18 protein-coding genes are annotated in these 15,831 nt (G+C 72.5%); 9 read left to right on the top strand and 9 right to left on the bottom strand.

The features are described from left to right. Positions 1-50: 50 nt before the first annotated feature. From kdpB to KBZ08_RS00070, 4 genes are all read right to left on the bottom strand, one after another. Positions 51-2,150: a potassium-transporting ATPase subunit KdpB gene (gene kdpB, locus KBZ08_RS00055; RefSeq protein WP_254970404.1), complete on the bottom strand. Its 2,100-nt coding sequence runs from the start codon at positions 2,148-2,150 to the stop codon at positions 51-53. A 74-nt stretch (positions 2,151-2,224) separates the two neighbouring features. Continuing rightward, positions 2,225-3,895, bottom strand: a complete 1,671-nt coding sequence (kdpA, locus tag KBZ08_RS00060) for a potassium-transporting ATPase subunit KdpA (protein WP_254970405.1) — start codon at positions 3,893-3,895, stop codon at positions 2,225-2,227. Between the two features lie 98 nt (positions 3,896-3,993). Continuing rightward, positions 3,994-4,410 carry a hypothetical protein gene (locus KBZ08_RS00065; protein WP_254970406.1) on the bottom strand — a complete coding sequence of 139 codons (417 nt, stop codon included), beginning with the start codon at positions 4,408-4,410 and terminating at the stop codon, positions 3,994-3,996. A gap of 52 nt (positions 4,411-4,462) precedes the next feature. Further along, positions 4,463-5,077, bottom strand: a complete 615-nt coding sequence (locus KBZ08_RS00070; protein WP_254970408.1) for a TetR/AcrR family transcriptional regulator — start codon at positions 5,075-5,077, stop codon at positions 4,463-4,465. A 122-nt stretch (positions 5,078-5,199) separates the two neighbouring features. Between KBZ08_RS00070 and KBZ08_RS00075 the strand changes: the two genes are divergently transcribed. Then, positions 5,200-5,805: a glutathione S-transferase family protein gene (locus tag KBZ08_RS00075; protein ID WP_254970410.1), complete on the top strand. Its 606-nt coding sequence runs from the start codon at positions 5,200-5,202 to the stop codon at positions 5,803-5,805. A gap of 14 nt (positions 5,806-5,819) precedes the next feature. Next, positions 5,820-6,425 carry a pyridoxamine 5'-phosphate oxidase family protein gene (locus tag KBZ08_RS00080; RefSeq protein ID WP_254970412.1) on the top strand — a complete coding sequence of 202 codons (606 nt, stop codon included), beginning with the start codon at positions 5,820-5,822 and terminating at the stop codon, positions 6,423-6,425. A gap of 8 nt (positions 6,426-6,433) precedes the next feature. On the opposite strand, the gene KBZ08_RS00085 is transcribed toward KBZ08_RS00080, so the two are convergent. From KBZ08_RS00085 to KBZ08_RS00095, 3 genes are read right to left on the bottom strand one after another with little or no spacing between them, the layout of a single operon-like run. Further along, complete coding sequence (locus tag KBZ08_RS00085) at positions 6,434-6,811, bottom strand: cupin domain-containing protein (RefSeq protein ID WP_254970413.1); 378 nt, start codon at positions 6,809-6,811, stop codon at positions 6,434-6,436. Then, positions 6,808-7,422, bottom strand: a complete 615-nt coding sequence (locus tag KBZ08_RS00090; protein ID WP_254970415.1) for an alpha/beta fold hydrolase — start codon at positions 7,420-7,422, stop codon at positions 6,808-6,810. The genes KBZ08_RS00085 and KBZ08_RS00090 overlap by 4 nt, the downstream gene beginning before the upstream one ends. Further along, positions 7,419-8,414: an SDR family NAD(P)-dependent oxidoreductase gene (locus tag KBZ08_RS00095; protein ID WP_254970417.1), complete on the bottom strand. Its 996-nt coding sequence runs from the start codon at positions 8,412-8,414 to the stop codon at positions 7,419-7,421. Before KBZ08_RS00095 ends, KBZ08_RS00090 begins: the two co-directional genes overlap by 4 nt. A gap of 98 nt (positions 8,415-8,512) precedes the next feature. Here KBZ08_RS00095 and KBZ08_RS00100 point away from each other — a divergent pair, with 98 nt between their 5' ends. Continuing rightward, complete coding sequence (locus KBZ08_RS00100) at positions 8,513-8,899, top strand: hypothetical protein (protein WP_146134559.1); 387 nt, start codon at positions 8,513-8,515, stop codon at positions 8,897-8,899. Between the two features lie 45 nt (positions 8,900-8,944). On the opposite strand, the gene KBZ08_RS00105 is transcribed toward KBZ08_RS00100, so the two are convergent. Further along, positions 8,945-10,111, bottom strand: a complete 1,167-nt coding sequence (locus KBZ08_RS00105; protein ID WP_254970422.1) for a hypothetical protein — start codon at positions 10,109-10,111, stop codon at positions 8,945-8,947. 103 nt (positions 10,112-10,214) lie between these two features. Here KBZ08_RS00105 and KBZ08_RS00110 point away from each other — a divergent pair, with 103 nt between their 5' ends. Beyond that, positions 10,215-10,751: a WbuC family cupin fold metalloprotein gene (locus KBZ08_RS00110; protein ID WP_254970423.1), complete on the top strand. Its 537-nt coding sequence runs from the start codon at positions 10,215-10,217 to the stop codon at positions 10,749-10,751. Between the two features lie 24 nt (positions 10,752-10,775). Here KBZ08_RS00110 and KBZ08_RS00115 read toward each other — a convergent pair whose 3' ends face one another. Next, positions 10,776-11,363 carry a DUF721 domain-containing protein gene (locus tag KBZ08_RS00115; protein WP_254970425.1) on the bottom strand — a complete coding sequence of 196 codons (588 nt, stop codon included), beginning with the start codon at positions 11,361-11,363 and terminating at the stop codon, positions 10,776-10,778. Between the two features lie 113 nt (positions 11,364-11,476). Here KBZ08_RS00115 and KBZ08_RS00120 point away from each other — a divergent pair, with 113 nt between their 5' ends. From KBZ08_RS00120 to KBZ08_RS00140, 5 genes are all read left to right on the top strand, one after another. Continuing rightward, positions 11,477-12,538 carry a lipase family protein gene (locus KBZ08_RS00120; RefSeq protein WP_254970426.1) on the top strand — a complete coding sequence of 354 codons (1,062 nt, stop codon included), beginning with the start codon at positions 11,477-11,479 and terminating at the stop codon, positions 12,536-12,538. A gap of 101 nt (positions 12,539-12,639) precedes the next feature. After that, complete coding sequence (locus KBZ08_RS00125) at positions 12,640-13,413, top strand: PspA/IM30 family protein (RefSeq protein WP_106220396.1); 774 nt, start codon at positions 12,640-12,642, stop codon at positions 13,411-13,413. A gap of 35 nt (positions 13,414-13,448) precedes the next feature. Then, on the top strand, positions 13,449-13,799 hold the full coding sequence (locus KBZ08_RS00130; RefSeq protein WP_106220397.1) for a co-chaperone YbbN: 351 nt from the start codon (positions 13,449-13,451) through the stop codon (positions 13,797-13,799). Next, positions 13,786-14,997: an aminotransferase class I/II-fold pyridoxal phosphate-dependent enzyme gene (locus KBZ08_RS00135; RefSeq protein ID WP_254970428.1), complete on the top strand. Its 1,212-nt coding sequence runs from the start codon at positions 13,786-13,788 to the stop codon at positions 14,995-14,997. The genes KBZ08_RS00130 and KBZ08_RS00135 overlap by 14 nt, the downstream gene beginning before the upstream one ends. Continuing rightward, complete coding sequence (locus KBZ08_RS00140) at positions 14,994-15,785, top strand: biotin--[acetyl-CoA-carboxylase] ligase (protein WP_254970430.1); 792 nt, start codon at positions 14,994-14,996, stop codon at positions 15,783-15,785. The genes KBZ08_RS00135 and KBZ08_RS00140 overlap by 4 nt, the downstream gene beginning before the upstream one ends. The last annotated feature ends 46 nt before the right edge of the window (positions 15,786-15,831 follow it).

Below are 15,831 nucleotides of genomic sequence, written 5' to 3' on the forward strand. Positions count from 1 at the left end.
CGGGCGGAAGGCAGCGGCACGGGTGGCGGGAGGGTGCGGGCCCGGCCGGCTCAGACCAGGCGCAGGGCGCCGATCGCCAGATCGATCGCCTTGATGCCCACGAACGGGGTGATGACGCCCCCGAGGCCGTAGAGCAGCAGGTTGCGCCGCAGCAGCTGGTCGGCAGTGAGGGGCCGGAACTCCACCCCCTTCAGGGCCAGGGGCACCAGGGCCGGGATGATCAGGGCGTTGAACACCATCGCCGAGAGGATCGCCGACTGGGGACTGGCCAGACCCATCAGGTTGAGCGGCCCCAGCCCCACCCCGGCGAACAGGGCCGGCAGGATCGCGAAATACTTGGCCACGTCGTTGGCCAGGGAGAAGGTGGTCAGGGCGCCGCGGGTGATCAGCAGCTGCTTGCCGATCGTCACGATGTCGATGAGCTTGGTGGGATCGCTGTCGAGATCCACCATGTTCGCCGCCTCCTTGGCGGCCTGGGTGCCTGAGTTCATCGCCACGCCCACGTTCGCCTGGGCCAGGGCCGGGGCGTCGTTGGAGCCGTCGCCGGTCATCGCCACGAGCTTGCCGAGCTTCTGCTCCCGGTCGATCACGGCGATCTTGTCCTCGGGGGTGGCCTCGGCGATGAAGTCGTCGACGCCGGCCTCCCGGGCGATGACCCCCGCAGTGATCGGGTTGTCGCCGGTAAGCATCACGGTGCGGATCCCCATGCGGCGCAGCTGGTCGAAGCGCTCCCGGATGCCCGGCTTGATGATGTCCTTGAGGTAGATCACCCCCAGGATGTCGTTGCCCCGGCAGGCCGCCAGGGGGGTGCCGCCGAGCCTGGACACCTGCTCGTAGGCCCCGTCAAGGTCGTCGGGCACGGTGCCGCCCCGGGAGCGCACGAATCCCTTGATGGCGTCGACGGCCCCCTTGCGGAATTCGATCCCGCCGGGGTCGTCGCTGCCGCTCATGCGGGTGCGGGCCGAGAACTCGAGACCCGTGGCCTGCTCGGCGGCGAAGGGCAGCACGGCGCCGCGCTGTTCCGCCAGCCGCACGATCGATCGCCCCTCGGGGGTCTGGTCGAAGCAGCTGGCCGCCAGGGCCACCTCCGCCAGCTCCACCTCCCGGTGACCGCCCACCGGCAGGAACTCCTCCGCCAGCCGGTTGCCGAGGGTGATGGTGCCGGTCTTGTCGAGCACCAGGGTGTTGATGTCGCCGCAGGCCTCCACGGCCCGGCCCGAGGTGGCGATGACGTTGAACTGGGCCACCCGGTCCATGCCGGCGATGCCGATGGCCGACAGCAGGCCGCCGATGGTGGTGGGGATGAGGGCCACCAGCAGCGCCACCAGGGTCACCACCGGGGTGGGTTCCTTGAGGTAGGCGGCCAGGGGCGGCAGGGTGGCCACGGCAATCAGGAACACCTGGGTGAGCACCGCCAGCAGCACCGTCAGGGCGATCTCGTTGGGTGTCTTGGTGCGCTCGGCTCCCTCCACCAGGGCGATCATCCGGTCGATGAAGCCCTTGCCCGGATCGGCGCTGATGCGGATCGTCAGCTGGTCGGAGAGGATCCGGGTGCCGCCCGTCACCGAGCTGGCCACGTCGGAGCCGGCCTCCTTGAGCACCGCCGCCGATTCGCCGGTGATCGCCGACTCATCCACCGAGGCGACCCCCTCGATCACCTCGCCGTCCGCCGGAATTGTGTCGCCGGCCGAGACCAGCACCACGTCGCCCTTGCGCAGGCTGGAGGAATCCACGGGCCGTTCGCCGCCGGCGGGATCGAGCAGCCGGGCCTGGGTGCGGGCCTGGGTGCGGCGCAGGGCATCGGCCTGGGCCTTGCCGCGGCCCTCCGCCAGGGCCTCGGCGAAGTTGGCGAACAGCAGCGTGGCCAGCAGGGTGAGGCTCACCAGGCCGTTGAACAGCCTGCCGCTGTCTTCGGCACCGTCGCCGAACAGATCGGGGCTCACGGTGGCCAGCAGGCAGACGACCGTGCCGCACCAGACCACGAACATCACCGGGTTGGCCGCGGCGGTGCGGGGATCGAGCTTCACGAACGCCTCCAGGACGGCGCGGCGCACCAGGCCCTTCCGGCGGGGCCGGGGCGTGTAGCGCCGCTGGTCGCGGCGGCCCCGCGGCATGCGGGGAAACAGGGTGCGGGCCGGCAGGGAGGTCATCGGGGGGTGGAGCGGCGATGGGGATGGGCGGGGACGGACGGGAGCGCGGGCCTGGCGGAGCGGGGCCTGGGGATTCAGGACACCAGCAGCAGTCCGTCGGCGATCGGCCCGAGGGCGAGCACGGGGAAGAAGGTCAGGGCGCCGAGGATCACCAGCACCACCGCCAGCACCACCGTGAACAGGCTGGTGTCGGTGGCGAGGGTGCCGGGACCCGGCGGCAGCGCCGGCTTGCGGGCGTAGCCGTCGGCCAGCAGCACCAGGGCGGCGATCGGCAGGTAGCGTCCGCCCAGCAGGCTGAGGCTGGTGCTGAGGTTCCACCAGAGGCTGCCGTCCCCGAGACCCTCCAAGCCGCTGCCGTTGTTGGCCGCTGCGGAGGCGTACTCGTAGACCACCTGGCTGATGCCGTGGGGCCCGGGGTTGCTGATCCCCGTCAGGTCCGTGGCTCCGGCCATGGTGAACGCCGCGGGCAGCAGCACGAACACCGGGTGGATCAGCAGGATCAGGCTGCTCCACACCACCTCCGCCTTCTCCACCTTGCGGCCCAGGAATTCAGGTGTCCGGCCCACCATCAGACCGGTGAGGAACACCGCCAGCACCATGAACACCAGCAGGTAGGCGATGCCGGTGCCCTGGCCGCCGAACAGCACCTGCAGGAACAGGTTGAACAGGGCCACCAGGTTGGAGAGCGGCAGCAGCGAATCCATGGCGCCGTTGACGGCCCCCGTCATCGAGCCGGTGGTGAGGACGGCCCAGAACGCCGTCAGCCCGGCTCCGAAGCGCAGCTCCTTGCCCTCCAGGTTGGGACCGCTGATCCAGGCCGCCAGGGCCGGGTTGCCCCCCTGCTCCGCCGCCATCGCCAGGGCGGAGCCGGTGGCGATGAGTGCCGTGACCAGCAGCAGCAGCAGGGTGCTCTGGCGGCGGTTGCCGAGGAAACGCCCGAAGGCGTCGATGCTGGCGGCCGGGATGGCCACCATCGCCCAGGTGCTCACCAGGTTGGTGAACCCGTCCGGGTTCTCGAAGGGGTGGGCGGAATTGGCCCCGTAGAAGCCGCCGCCGTTCTCACCCAGCTGCTTGATCGCCTCGAACAGGGCCACCGGGCCGCGGATCAGCAGCTGGCTGCCCCCCTCCAGGGTGGTGATCCGCAGCGGATCGGCCAGGGTCATCGGCACCCCGCAGAACAGCAGCGGCACGGCGAGCAGCAGGCTGCCGGGGATCAGCACCCGGGTGAGGGCACGGAGCAGCTGGCGGTGGAAGTTCCCCAGGGGCAGGCCGCACAGGCCGCGGATCACCGCGAAGCCCACCGCCAGGCCGCTGGCCGCCGAGACGAACATCAGGAACTGGATCACCCCCAGCTGGGCGAAGGTGCCCAGGGTCTGCTCCGGCACGTAGTGCTGCTGGTCGGTGTTGGTGAGAAACGAGAGGGTGGTGTGCAGGGCCAGGTCCCAGCGCAGGCCGGGCCAGCCGAGGGGGTTGAGCCAGGCGGGCTGGAAGGCCAGCGGCAGGAAGGCCAGGCCGCCGAAGCAGGCATTGGCCACCAGGAAGGGCTGCAGGTAGGCCCAGGCCGTGGCCGCCGGCTGGCCCCGGTCACCGATCCAGCGCAGCAGCGCCGTCTCCAGCGGCAGCAGCCAGGGGTCCCAGCCGGGCTGGGGGCGGTCATCGAAGACCTGCCAGAGGTGGCGGCCCAGGGGAAAGGCCGTGAGCACCGCCACCGCCAGGGTGATGGCGGCGAGGAACCAGGGGAGCATGGGCAGCGTGTCCTGCGGTGGCGCCCACCCTCCCGCCAACGGGGCGGCCGCCGCAACTGACGAATGGCAGGGTTGGAGCCAGCACAGTGACGGCCGCTTCAGGCGCCGCCGCAGCTGTGCTGGCTGTCCGGCAAGGTCCAGGTGCCGCCGGTGCGCAGGTTGCGGGCCCGGTAGACGCGGCCGCGCCCGTCGCCGCGGGGAGCCCCGCTGCAATCCGGCACGAAGCTCAGACAGAGCTCCACCGGATCCCCTTCCCGGCTGCTGTGGATCGCCGGCACCATGTCGTAGGAAACCTGGTAGCCCCCGTTGGTGTAGCTGACGGCGGAGCCGGAGCCGGCGATGGGGATCTGGACGCCGTTGGCGTCAGCGGCACTCAGCCGGTAGAGGATCTCCCGGATGAACGTCGGGCTGCACGCGCCGAGGCGGCGGGGCAGGGGCGCGGCGGCGGCGGGGGCGACCGGCAGCAGCAGGGCGGCCGCCAGCAGGGCCGGCCAGCGGCGGCGGTTTCTGGCCATCAGCGCAACGGTCCCGGCGGTCCCCCGTTGGTAGGGCGCCCGCCGCGGCTTGTCAGCGGAGGCCACCGGCGGCCTGGCCCGCTGGCGGGGCGGAAGCCAGCAGGGCTTCGGCGGCTCGGCGGGCATCGGTGGCGGCCAGGGGAGTGCGCTGCAGGAAGGCCACCACCAGGCCGCCTTCGAACAGCAACTGCAACTGGCGGGCCAGACCCTCCGGGTCGGCGACGGCGAGATCGCGGCAGAGACCCTCCAGGAGGTCGCGGCAACCCCCCTTGAAGGCCTCGGCCGCCTGCCGGGGCAGATCCTCAGCCTCGGGGTACTCGCTGGCGGCCTTGATGAACAGGCAGCCATGGAACTGCGGCGAGCGCACCGCCTGCTCCAGCCAGTCGAACACCGCCAGCAGGCGCGCCCCGGGGTCCTCCGGCGCCGCGGCGATCCGCTTGGCCAGCCCCGCGGCGATGGCGTTGCTGCGGCGTTCCAGCACGGCGGCGATCAGTTCCTCCTTGGATCGGAAGTGCTTGTAGAGGGTCATCTTGGCCACCCCGGCCTCGGCCAGCACCGTGTCGATGCCCACGGCCCGGTAGCCGTGGCGGGCGAAGAGCCCCTCAGCCGTGTCCAGCAGCGCGTCCCGCTTGGCGGAGGTCCTGGTGGTGGCGCCGCTCGCTGGCATGGAGTTCGCTGCTGTCCTCCCAATCTAGTGAGTAGACAGAAAGGTCTGCTACCTTTGGATGCGCAGACCGGTCTGTCTACTCAGGCTGTCCGCATCCCCTGGCCCCCCATCCCCTCGACCTGATGCTCAAGCTCCACGGCCACGAACTCTCCGGCAACAGCTACAAGGTGCGCCTGTTCCTGGAACTGCTCGGGCTCGATTACGAGTGGGTCCGCGTCGATCTGATGGCCGGCGAGCACAAGGGGGAGGCGTTCCTCGCCCTCAATCCCTTCGGCCAGGTGCCCGTGCTCCAGGAGGACGGCATCACCCTCGCCGACGCCCAGGCGATCCTCTTCTACCTGGCGGCCCGCCAGGGGGATGGCCTCTGGCTCCCCGCCGATCCCCTCGGCCAGGCCCGGGTGGTGCGCTGGCTTTCCACTGCGGCCGGCGAGGTGCGCCAGGGGCCGGAGAGCGCCCGGCTGCATCACCTGTTCGGCGTCCAGGCGATCCCGATCGAGCGGGCCACCGAGAAGGCCGCCTTCCTGCTCGACCGGCTCGAGCGGCACCTGGCCCACCGGCAGTGGCTGGAGCTGGAGCGTCCCACCATCGCCGACATCGCCGTGTTCCCCTACGTGGCCCTGGCCCCGGACGGCGGCATCGATCTGGCCCCCTATCCCAACGTTTGCGCCTGGATCGGGCGGATCAAGGCGCTGCCGGGCTACGTGCCCATGAAGGGCCTGGAGGCCTGAGAGGAACTTCCCCCATGAGCCAGCACTACCTGCATCGCCATCTCACCCCCGCCGTGGGCGAGGCCCAGCTCCAGGCCTATGGCCAGAGCCAGGGCGTACCCCCGGCCCCGGCGTCCGATCGCCTCAGTGCCAGGGAGATCGCCTTCATCAGCGCCCGCGACAGCTTCTATCTGGCCAGCCTCACCGAAGCGGGTGCCCCCTACCTGCAGCACCGGGGCGGGCCGGTGGGCTTCCTGACGGTGCTCGATGAGCGCACCCTGGGGTTCGCCGATTACGGCGGCAATCGCCAGCTGCTCACCGCCGGCCATCTGCGCCGGGATCCGCGGGTGGCCCTGTTCCTGATGGATTACCCCGCCCGTCGCCGGCTCAAGATCGACGGGGAAGCGCAGGTGGTGCCGCCCGCTGATGACCCCCAGTTGGCGGAGCAGCTGGGACCGCAGGCTGCCGGGGAGGTGGAGCGCCTCTTCCGCATCCGGGTGGAGGCCTTCGACTGGAACTGCCCCCAGTTCATCACTCCCCGGTTCACAGCCGCGGAGCTGGAAGCCCAGCTGCGACCGTTGCAGGAGCGGATCGCTGCGCTGGAGGATGAGCTCCAGGGTCTGCGCCGGCACCCCTCATGACGACCCTTTCATGACGCTCCTTCGCCGCCCCGCTGGGGAAAGGACACATCCAGCACCAGGCAGCCTTCCTCGCTGCGAAAAGGTCCATGCAGCTCCCCCGGCGGCCGGCTGGCGTAGTGCCCGCTCTCCAGCCACAGGCCGAAGGCCGCATCGAACAGGCGCCCGCTGACGATGAAGATCTCCTCGGGGAAGGGGTGGGCCTTGCCCCCGAAGGCGGTGGTGTCGGCCCCGGGCAAGAAGTGGGTGAGGCGGGTGATCTCCCCGGTGGCCGGATCCTCACTGAGCACCAGCTCCTGCACCTGGCCCTCCAGCCCCTCCAGCCAGCGCCAGCGATGGGCCTGCTCCGGCGCCAGCGGATTCCAGTACGTGCTGGTGGTCTTGCTCATGGTGGGGTGAGGTGGGCGTCGACCAGTGGTGCCAGCCGCCCGGCGTGATGCAGGCCGAGATCATGGTCGCCGCCGTTGATCACGTGCAGACGGGCATCGGGCAACAGCATGGCCAGGCGCTCCCCCGCGGCCACCGGGCTGAACGGGTCGGCATCGCCCCAGAGCAGCAGGGTGGGTGCGGCGACCTCCGCCAAGTGCCCGGAGAGGTCGGTCGTTTCCGTGGCGAACCAGTCGGGGAGGTGGGACAGGCTGGTGCGGAAGCCGGCCCGCCAGTCGGCGGCCCCCAGCTCGGCCATCGGAAGGCCGCCGGAGGTGGCGGCCAGCACCAGATGTGTCACCCAGCGGGGCCGGGCCAGGGCGGCCCGCAGGGCCAGCACCCCGCCCATCGACTGGGCGATCACGGCGCAGGGGCGATCCAGCGGCTCCAGCACCAGGGTCAGCAGGTCGTCGAAGCCTTCCACCCCCGGCCGGGACGGCGTGTCGCCGAAGCCCGGCCAGCCCAGGTGCAGCCGCTCGGCGTGGCAGGCCAGCCGCTGCTCCAGGGGGCGCCAGAAGGCCGTGTCGCCCGAGGCGCCGGGGAGGAACAGCAGCCGCTCGGGCCGGCCGCTCACGGCCAATCCGCCCCCACCCCCACCAGGGCCGCACTCGCCTCCCAGAGCCGCCGGGCCAGATCGGCGTCCTGGCCTTCGGCGCTGGTGGCGGTGGCCTCGAACACGTGCCGGCCCGGAGCCGTGACGCGGTTGCGGTGGTAGGTGAAGCCGCTGGCGGCGTAGGCGTCATCGCTGGCCAGGGCGGCCAGCAGGGCCCCGGCGTTCTCGACGCTTTCGGTGAGGCGCAGCAGCGAGCGGGCCGCCAGGGCGAACAGCCTTTGGCCCAGCTCGTTGGACTGGCGGCTGTAGCGCCAGAAGCCGCCTGTGCTGGTGGGCGGGATCACCAGCCCGGGGCTCCAGGCCAGGACGGGCCAGGGTGTGCCCTGCGCCTCCAGCCGCTGGGCGAACTCGCGGGCGAACAGCACGTTGCAGAGCTTGCTGTCCTTGTAGGCCTTGTCGGCACTGAACGGAGCCGAGCCGTCCACCATCGTGGTGCCCTGGCCCGGCACCAGGCCCGCCAGCGCGCCCAGGCCCGCCGGCGCCCCCACCTTGCCCCCCGCCGTGGTGGGGTCGTGCACCTCGCTGGCGGTGACCACCAGCCGCGGCGATCGGCCCGCCGCCAGCAGGGGCCGCAGCTGTTGCGCCAGCAGAAAATGGCCCAGATGGTTCACCCCGAAGCTGAGCTCATGGCCCTGGGCAGTGCGGCGCGGTTCGCTGGCGCCGGCGTACTGCAGGCCGGCATTGAGCACGAGGGTGTCGATGGGGGTCCCCTGGGCCCGCAGGGCGGCGGCACAGGCCCGCACGCTCTCCAGATCCGCCAGGTCGCAGACCGAGGCGGCGGGGGGTGTGCCGGTGCCGGCCCGCTCCAGCACCCGGCGTGCGGCCGCCTCGGCGCTGGCCCGGTCCCGGCAGGGCAGGGTGAGCCGGTGGCCGGCCCGGCAGAGGATCACCGCCGCCTCGAAGCCGATGCCGGAATTGCTGCCGGTCAGGAGGATGTGGCGCGCTGCAGCCAAGGGCGGACTCCTGCGGGTGCCGGAAGGGTGCCGAGCGGGCCAAGCCTATGGAGGCCGGGCCCCGGGCCGCCGGCTCCGGGCTTGCCAGAGTGATCTCGATGTCCCGACTCCCGCGACGCTCGTTCCTGGCGCTGGCGGTGGCCGCGGGCCTGGCGGCGGCCATCGGCACCGGGGTGGCGTTCCGGGAGCACACCCGCAACGTCCTCACGGTCGTCAACAGGAGCGGTCGCACGATCAGGTCCCTGCAGGTGTCCCTGCCCTGGGAGACGCTGAGGTTCGGGCCGATCGCTCCTGGGGAGACGGTCAGCCGCTCCTTCCGCATCGTCTCCGATGCGAGTTTCGTGATCGAGGGCGAGCTGGCGGACGGCACCGGCCTGCGGGCCGAGGAGGGTTATGTCACCAACAGCCAGTACGGGGAAGGGGTCCGGATCGAGGTGGGTCCCGGCGGCACGCTCAGCTTCAGCCAGGGGCGCCGGGGCCGGTGACGGCGATGCCCTGGCCGTTCCATCGGGGAACGGGCGCGGCAGCGATCAGAACAGCTTGAACAGGTTGAAGCCACCACCTTGGGGAGCCGGCGCCTCCTGGCCCGCGCCGAAGCCCGGATCGAGGCGCTCCATGCCGTCCCCCAGCAGCCGGGTGGCGGTGGAGCGGCGCTCCAGGCTGAGCCGCCAGGCGGGGCTGCCCTGGGGGCTGCTCAGCAGCAGGGTGTCGCCGTAGGCGGTGAAGCTCACCATCGCCGCCCCCATGGCCGCCATGGCCTGGGCGCTCACCGTGCAGGTGGTGCGCTCCGGGGCCAGCAGCACGCCGCGCTGCACCAGCCGGGCCGCTTCCGGGGCCCGCAGGTCATCCGGCACGGCACTGTCGGCCATCGGCAGCTCGCTGGAGGTCCACATGACGATGTCGCCCTCCTGGCGACCCATGCCCGTGGCCGTCGCCTGGTAGCCGAGGGCGGTGGGGATGGTCGGCCAGCTCAGCCGTTGGGCGCCCCCGGCCGGGGTGCTCGTCAGCTTCACCGGGGCCAGGAAGTCGTGGCCGCTGCCCACCTGGAAGCGGATCTCCGGGGCGTAGTTGCTGGCCACCAGATGGGTCCCCACCAGGGAGGCCTGCGGCGGCACCGCGGGGGCCGCCTCGCCCGACGGCCAGCGGCCCGAGGTGCCCGTGGGGCCGGTGGCGGTTCCCAGCCGCTTCAGCCCCGACAGCACCTGGCGTCGCTGCTCCGTGGTCAGTCCCTGCAGGGTGATGATCTCGGGCTGGCCGGCGCCGGCGCTCTCGCCGCAACCGCGGAAGAGCAGCAGCCGGCCCTTGGCCTCGGGGATGTCCTCCTCCTTCCACTCCCGGCCGAGCTGCCCGGGGCTGGCGGCTCCGCTCGTCAGCGGCAGGGCGGTTCCCATGGCCATGGCGGCCGGGATGCGGTGCTCGGCGTTGGGGTTGGCGGCGGTCTGCGGTGATTGCAGCCGCAGCTCCAGCTGGCGGCTGCTGGCGCCCATGGCCGGCCGACCCCCCAGCATCATCTGCAGCATGCCGGCGCCCCCCATCGCCCCCATCCCCGTCGTGGTGGTGGCCTCGATCGTGTAGATGACGACCGGTGCCGCCGGCCTGGGTCCCGGTTTTGCCGCCGCCGGCAGAACCTGGCCGGTGCCCAGCAGAAGAAGGAGCGGGGCCGTCGCCTGCCACCGAGCCCGTCGACCTGCGCCCATGTCCGTCCCCATCACCCAGGCAGGCCAATCTATGGGCCGCCGCCGTGCCCATGGGCGGTCGCCGCCGCGGGCGGTAGACCACGGTCTGCCTGCCGACCCTGCGATGGACTCCGCCGCCCCGTCCCCGCTCCAGCGCATCGACCAGGACCTCTTCGATGCGGTGGCCGCCGCCGCCGCCGGCTCCCCCCGCCGGCGCCGCAACCACAACTTCCACGCCCCCACCGACCGGGTGCAGCGCTTCCTGAACGTGCTGCAGCCCGGCACCTACGTGCGGCCCCACCGCCATCGGCGCGCGCAGCCCGGCGACGGTTTCGAGTGCTTCCTCGTGCTGCAGGGGGCGGTGGGGCTGCTGCTGCTCGATGCCAAGGGACGGGTGCTGCAGCGGGAGCGGATCAGCGCCGCCGGCCCCCTGCGCGGCATCGAGCTGGCCGAGGGGGTCATCCACACCCTGGTGGCCCTCTCGCCCGATGCCGTGATGATGGAGATCAAGCAGGGGCCCTACGAGCCCGCCGCCGACAAGGACTTCCTGGCCGGATTCCCCCTCGAGGGAAGCGAGGCCGCCGCGGCGCAGGAGGCGGCCTGGCGGGCGCTGTTCGGGCCCGGGGACGACCACCTCTCCCCTGCCCACCCCCTCCCCTGAGCGCCCGGCCCCGGGCCAGGCCGTTCAGGCCAGATCGGCGCGGCGGCAGAAGCTGCAGTGGCCCCAGCGGGCCATCTCCCCGGCCGGCGCCGGCCGGCCGCAGGCGGGGCAGTCGGCCAGGCCGTGCACGTCGCAGCGGCTGGGATGGACGGCCCATACCTCCGCCTCGCTGAGGCTGCCGGGCGTTGCGGAGGCGCCGGGGTGGTGCTGCTGCACCCGCACGTCTCGGACGCTGAAGCCGGCGCCCCGCAGCGACCCCAGCAACTGGTGGCGGTTGTACTGCAGGGCCTGCAGCCAGGGCCCGGGTGCGGCGCCCACGGTCAGCAGGCCCCCCTGCAGCTGCAGGGGACGGCAGTGGGGGGCCAGCTGGGGCCCGGCGATCCGTGGCCACTCCCGCCACAGGGCGGCCAGATGGCCGTCGCGGCGCCACTCCTGCTGGAGGTTGTCCAGGCAGCTGGCCAGGGCACTGGCCGGGGGCCGGGCGGGCGGCATCAGCAGGGCGACGTTGCCCACCTGCCGGGTCTGCACCGCCTCGACGCGCTGGCGACGGGAGCCGCTGCGGGAGCTGCTTGGCTCGGAGGCGCGGCGCTGGCGGGACCGGGAAGGCTCCATCAACACACGCTAAGGCGTGCTTCGGCCGGTGATGGAAACCCGTTCCCGGGTTGACGGGGCAGGCCGCTGGGCAAGGCTGGGACCCGGAGAACCTCCATCCCCGGGGCATCGCCATGGCCGGCTACTTCGACGATCCCACCCTGATCCGCCAGGTCCCGGTCCTCCGCGCCGCCTATTCCGACCGCACCGCCTGGCTGCTGGCGGAGATCGCCCGGCTGGTCTACGAGAAGCTGCCCGCCGAGATCCGGATCGACGAGCTCGTGCTCCGCATCCTCGAGTCGGCCCGCAGCCAGCGGGGGGAGTCGGTGGTGCGGGCCCTGGTGGCGGCCGCCATCGAGAACGGCCAGACGGTGGACGGGGTGGTGGTCTCGGCCCTGGAGACGGCCGGCTTCGAACTGCTCGAGGGCATCGCCGTGCAGGGCAGCGAGGCGATCCTGGTCCGCCTGAACCTCCCCTCCGGCCGGGGGCCCGACGCCATGCTTGTGCTGGCCTTCCGGGGCACCCAGGTCACCAGCATCCACGACATCAGCGCCGATCTGCGGGCCCACCTGGTGGCGGCCCCCGGCGGCGGCCGGGCCCATGCCGGGTTCCTCGCCGCCTTCGACAAGGTGCGCGCCCCCCTGCAGGCCGCCCTGGCGCGCCATCCAGGTGCCCCCCTCTACATCACCGGCCATTCCCTCGGCGGCGCCCTGGCCCTGGTGGCCACCCGCTACCTCGGCTCGGACAGCACCGGCGCCACCTACACCTTCGGCTGCCCCCGGGCCGGCGATGACGCTTTCTTCGCCCCGATCCGGACGCCCATCTACCGGATCGTCAATGCCGCCGACGGGGTGACCCGCATCCCCTTCGGCTACAGCCTGCTGATCCTGCTGAGTCTGATCCGGCTGATTCCCATCAACGGCACCTTCCGGATCGCCGAGTTCCTGCGGCGGAACCTCTTCGGCTACACCCATGCCGGCAGCGTGGTGTTCCTCTCCGACGCCGCCAACCTCCCGGATGACCAGCAGATCCCCTTCCGGGACCTGAAGGTGGTGATGAGCCCGGACGCGTTCTGGCGTTTCTGCGTCGTGGTCCGCCGCTTCCTGCTCACCAGGGGCAAGGCGGTGGTCGCCGACCATTCCATGGGCGACTACGCCCTCAAGCTGCAGGCCCACGCCCGGCGCCGCAACAGCTGAGGGCCCCAGGCCCGGGTGTGGGTGCGGCAATCCGCTGATCGCCGGGGAAGACCGGGTGGCCGGTTCTGGCTACGCTCGATTTCTGCACTGGCCCCGCCTCCATGGGTTTCTTCGATCGGCTGAGCCGTCTTCTGCGCGCCAACCTCAACGATCTGGTGAGCAAGGCGGAGGATCCGGCCAAGATCCTCGACCAGTCCGTGGCCGACATGCAGGCCGACCTGGTCAAGCTGCGCCAGGCCGTGGCCACCGCCATCGCCAGCCAGAAGCGGCTGCAGAACCAGGCCGAGCAGGCCGAAGCCCAGGCCCGCACCTGGTATGAGCGGGCCGAGCTGGCCCTCAAGAAGGGGGAGGAGGACCTGGCCCGCGAGTCCCTCTCCCGCCGCAAGACCTACCAGGACACCGCCACCGCCCTCAACGCCCAGCTCAACGGCCAGGCCTCCCAGGTCGACACCCTCAAGCGCAGCCTCACCGCCCTCGAGGGCAAGATCGCCGAGGCCAAGACCAAGAAGGACATGCTCAAGGCCCGTGCCCAGGCGGCCCAGGCCCAGGAGCAGCTCCAGAACGCCGTGGGCAGCCTGAGCACCAACAGCTCGATGGCCGCCTTCGACCAGATGGAGGAGAAGGTGCTCAACATGGAGGCCCGCAGCCAGGCCGCCGCCGAGCTGGCCGGTGCCGATCTCGAAAGCCAGTTCGCCGCCCTCGAGGGCAGCGACGTCGATGACGAACTGGCGGCCCTCAAGACCCGCCTCGAAGGCGGCAAGACCCCCATCTCCCTGCCCATGGAGGGCGGCCCGGCCCCCCAGCTGGAGCCGGTCAAGGTGGCCGAGGTGAACGCCGAGCTCGAGGAACTGCGCCAGTCCATCGACAAGCTCTGAATTCATACAATCGGGCCACCGCTGTCCCGACCGCCGTGCCCGCCGACGTCGACTCCCCCGTCCTCGACCTCACCGATGCCACCTTCCAGGCCTCGGTCCTGGAGGTGCCGGGCCCGGTGCTGGTCGACGTCTGGGCCCCCTGGTGCGGCCCCTGCCGGCTGATGGCCCCCCTGATGACCTGGGCCGCCACGGCCTATGCCGACGCCCCCGGCGGCGCTCTCACCGTCGGCAAGCTGGAGGCCGACCCCAATCCCGTCAGCCGCGACAGCCTCAAGGTGCAGGGCCTCCCCACCCTGATCCTGTTCCGCGGCGGCCAGGAACTGGCCCGCCACGAAGGTGCCATGGCCCAGTCCCAGCTGAAGGCTTTCCTGGATGCCCATCTCTGAGCGCCTGTCGCGGCTCGGCAGCGGCGTCTTCGCCCGCAACGACCAGCGCAAGGCCGCCTACAGCGCCCGGGCCGCCGCCGGCCACGGCCCGGATGGGGCGCCCCTGCCGCCGCTGCTGGATCTCTCCCTCGGCTCCACCGACCTCCAGCCGCCCGCTGTGGCCCTCGAGGCCATCGCCGCCGGCCTGAGCCGGCCCGAGAGCGCCTCCTACTGCCTGCATGCCGCCACCCTGCCCTTCCGGGAAGCGGTGGCGGCCTGGGCGCGGCGACGGTTCGACGTGGCCGTGGACCCGGAAACGGAGGTGCTGCTGCTGGTGGGCTCCCAGGAGGGCACCGCCCACCTGCCGCTGGCGGTGCTCAACCCCGGCGATCGGGCCCTGCTGCTCGACCCCTACTACCCCTCCCATCGGGGGGGGCTGCATCTGGCCAGTGCCGAACCGGTGCTGCTGCCCCTCGACGCCGACGCCGGCTGGCGGCCCGACTTCGACCGGCTGTCCCCCAGCCAGTGGCAGTCGCTGAAGCTGATGGTGCTGGGCTTCCCCCACAACCCCACCGCCACCACCGGAGAGCAGGCCTGGCTGGATGGGGCGGTGGAGCGGGCCCTGCGTCATGACGTGGTACTCGCCCACGACAACCCCTACGTGGATCTGGCCCTGGAGGGGGAGGCCCCCGCCCTGCTGCGCCATCCCGACTGGCGCCGCTGCGGCATCGAGTTCTTCTCCTTCTCCAAGAGCTGGTGCCTCGGGGGTTACCGGCTGGCGTTTGCCATCGGCGCCGAGGAGCTGATCACCGCCCTGCGCCAGCTCAAGGGGGTGGTGGATTTCAACCAGTCCCTGGCGTTGCAGGCCGGGGCGATCGCCGCCCTGGAGCAGGCCCCCCATTGGCCCGGGCAGCTGCGCGGCGTCTACCGCGAGCGCCGTGACCGCATGGCCGCCGCCCTCGAGGCCCAGGGCTGGCCGGTGCGCCTGCCGTCGATGGCCCTCTACCTGTGGCTGCAGATCCCCGCCGTGGCACGGGAGCGGGGTCTGGACTCGGAACGCTTCTGCGCCACCCTGCTGGAGGGCACCGGCGTCTGCCTCACCCCCGGCAACGGCTTCGGCCCCGGCGGTGAGGGGTGGCAGCGGCTGGCCCTGGTGCACCCGGCCGGCGAGCTGGAGGCCGGTGCGGCCCGCATCGGCGACTGGCTGCGGCGGTTTTGATCGGCGCGATCGGTGCCCGGCGGCGGCGCCCCACGGCGGGCACGGGGGCCCCGCCGGAGCTGGCCCCCTGGCGGCTGCGGTGGCTGCCGGTGTGCGCCAGCACCGAAACGGAACTGGACCGCTGGCTGGCCCGGGATCCGCGGCTGGCCGGCGACAGGCCGCTGTTGGCCCCCCGGGCCGTGATCGCCCGCCGGCAGCGCTTCGGCCGCGGCCAGCAGGGCCGGCCCTGGTGTTCCCCGGCCGGGGGGGTCTGGCTCAGTGCGGCCCTGCCCTGGCCGGCGCAAGCGGCGACGGCCGCGGCCCCCGGCCTGGCGGTGGCGGTGGGACTCTGCCTGCGGCTGGAGGCCCGGGGCCTGCCGGTGCGGCTCAAGTGGCCCAACGACCTGCTGCTGCCCGGCGCGGGTGGCCCCCGGAAGCTGGCGGGCCTGCTGCCGCGCCTGCGGCTGCGGGGGGGCTCCTGCCGCTGGGCCCGGGTGGGGGTGGGGCTCAACGCCAGCAACCGGGCGCCTCAGGGTGGTGTGGCCCTGGCGGAGCTGCTGGGAGCCGGCTGTGCCGATCCCCGGCACTGGGTCGGGGAGGTGCTGGCGGCCCTGGAGTGGGCCATGGCCTGGGCCGGGCGGCCCCAGGAGGTCTGCCGGCAGGCGGAGCGGCGCCTGCATCTTCCCAATGGTCCGATCCACCTCGATGGCATCGACTGGTGGCCCGCCGGGCTGGCGGCCGACGGTGGCCTGCGCCTGGTGGCCGGCAGCGCCGAGCGGGTGCTGCACCGCGGCTTCGGCGCCGGATGAAGACCCCCCGTACACTGGTCTCCGGCAATTCCGGCGCCGGGTCGTC

The organism is Cyanobium sp. Candia 9D4 (assembly GCF_024346155.1).
Classification (GTDB): Bacteria; Cyanobacteriota; Cyanobacteriia; order PCC-6307; family Cyanobiaceae; genus Cyanobium; species Cyanobium minutissimum.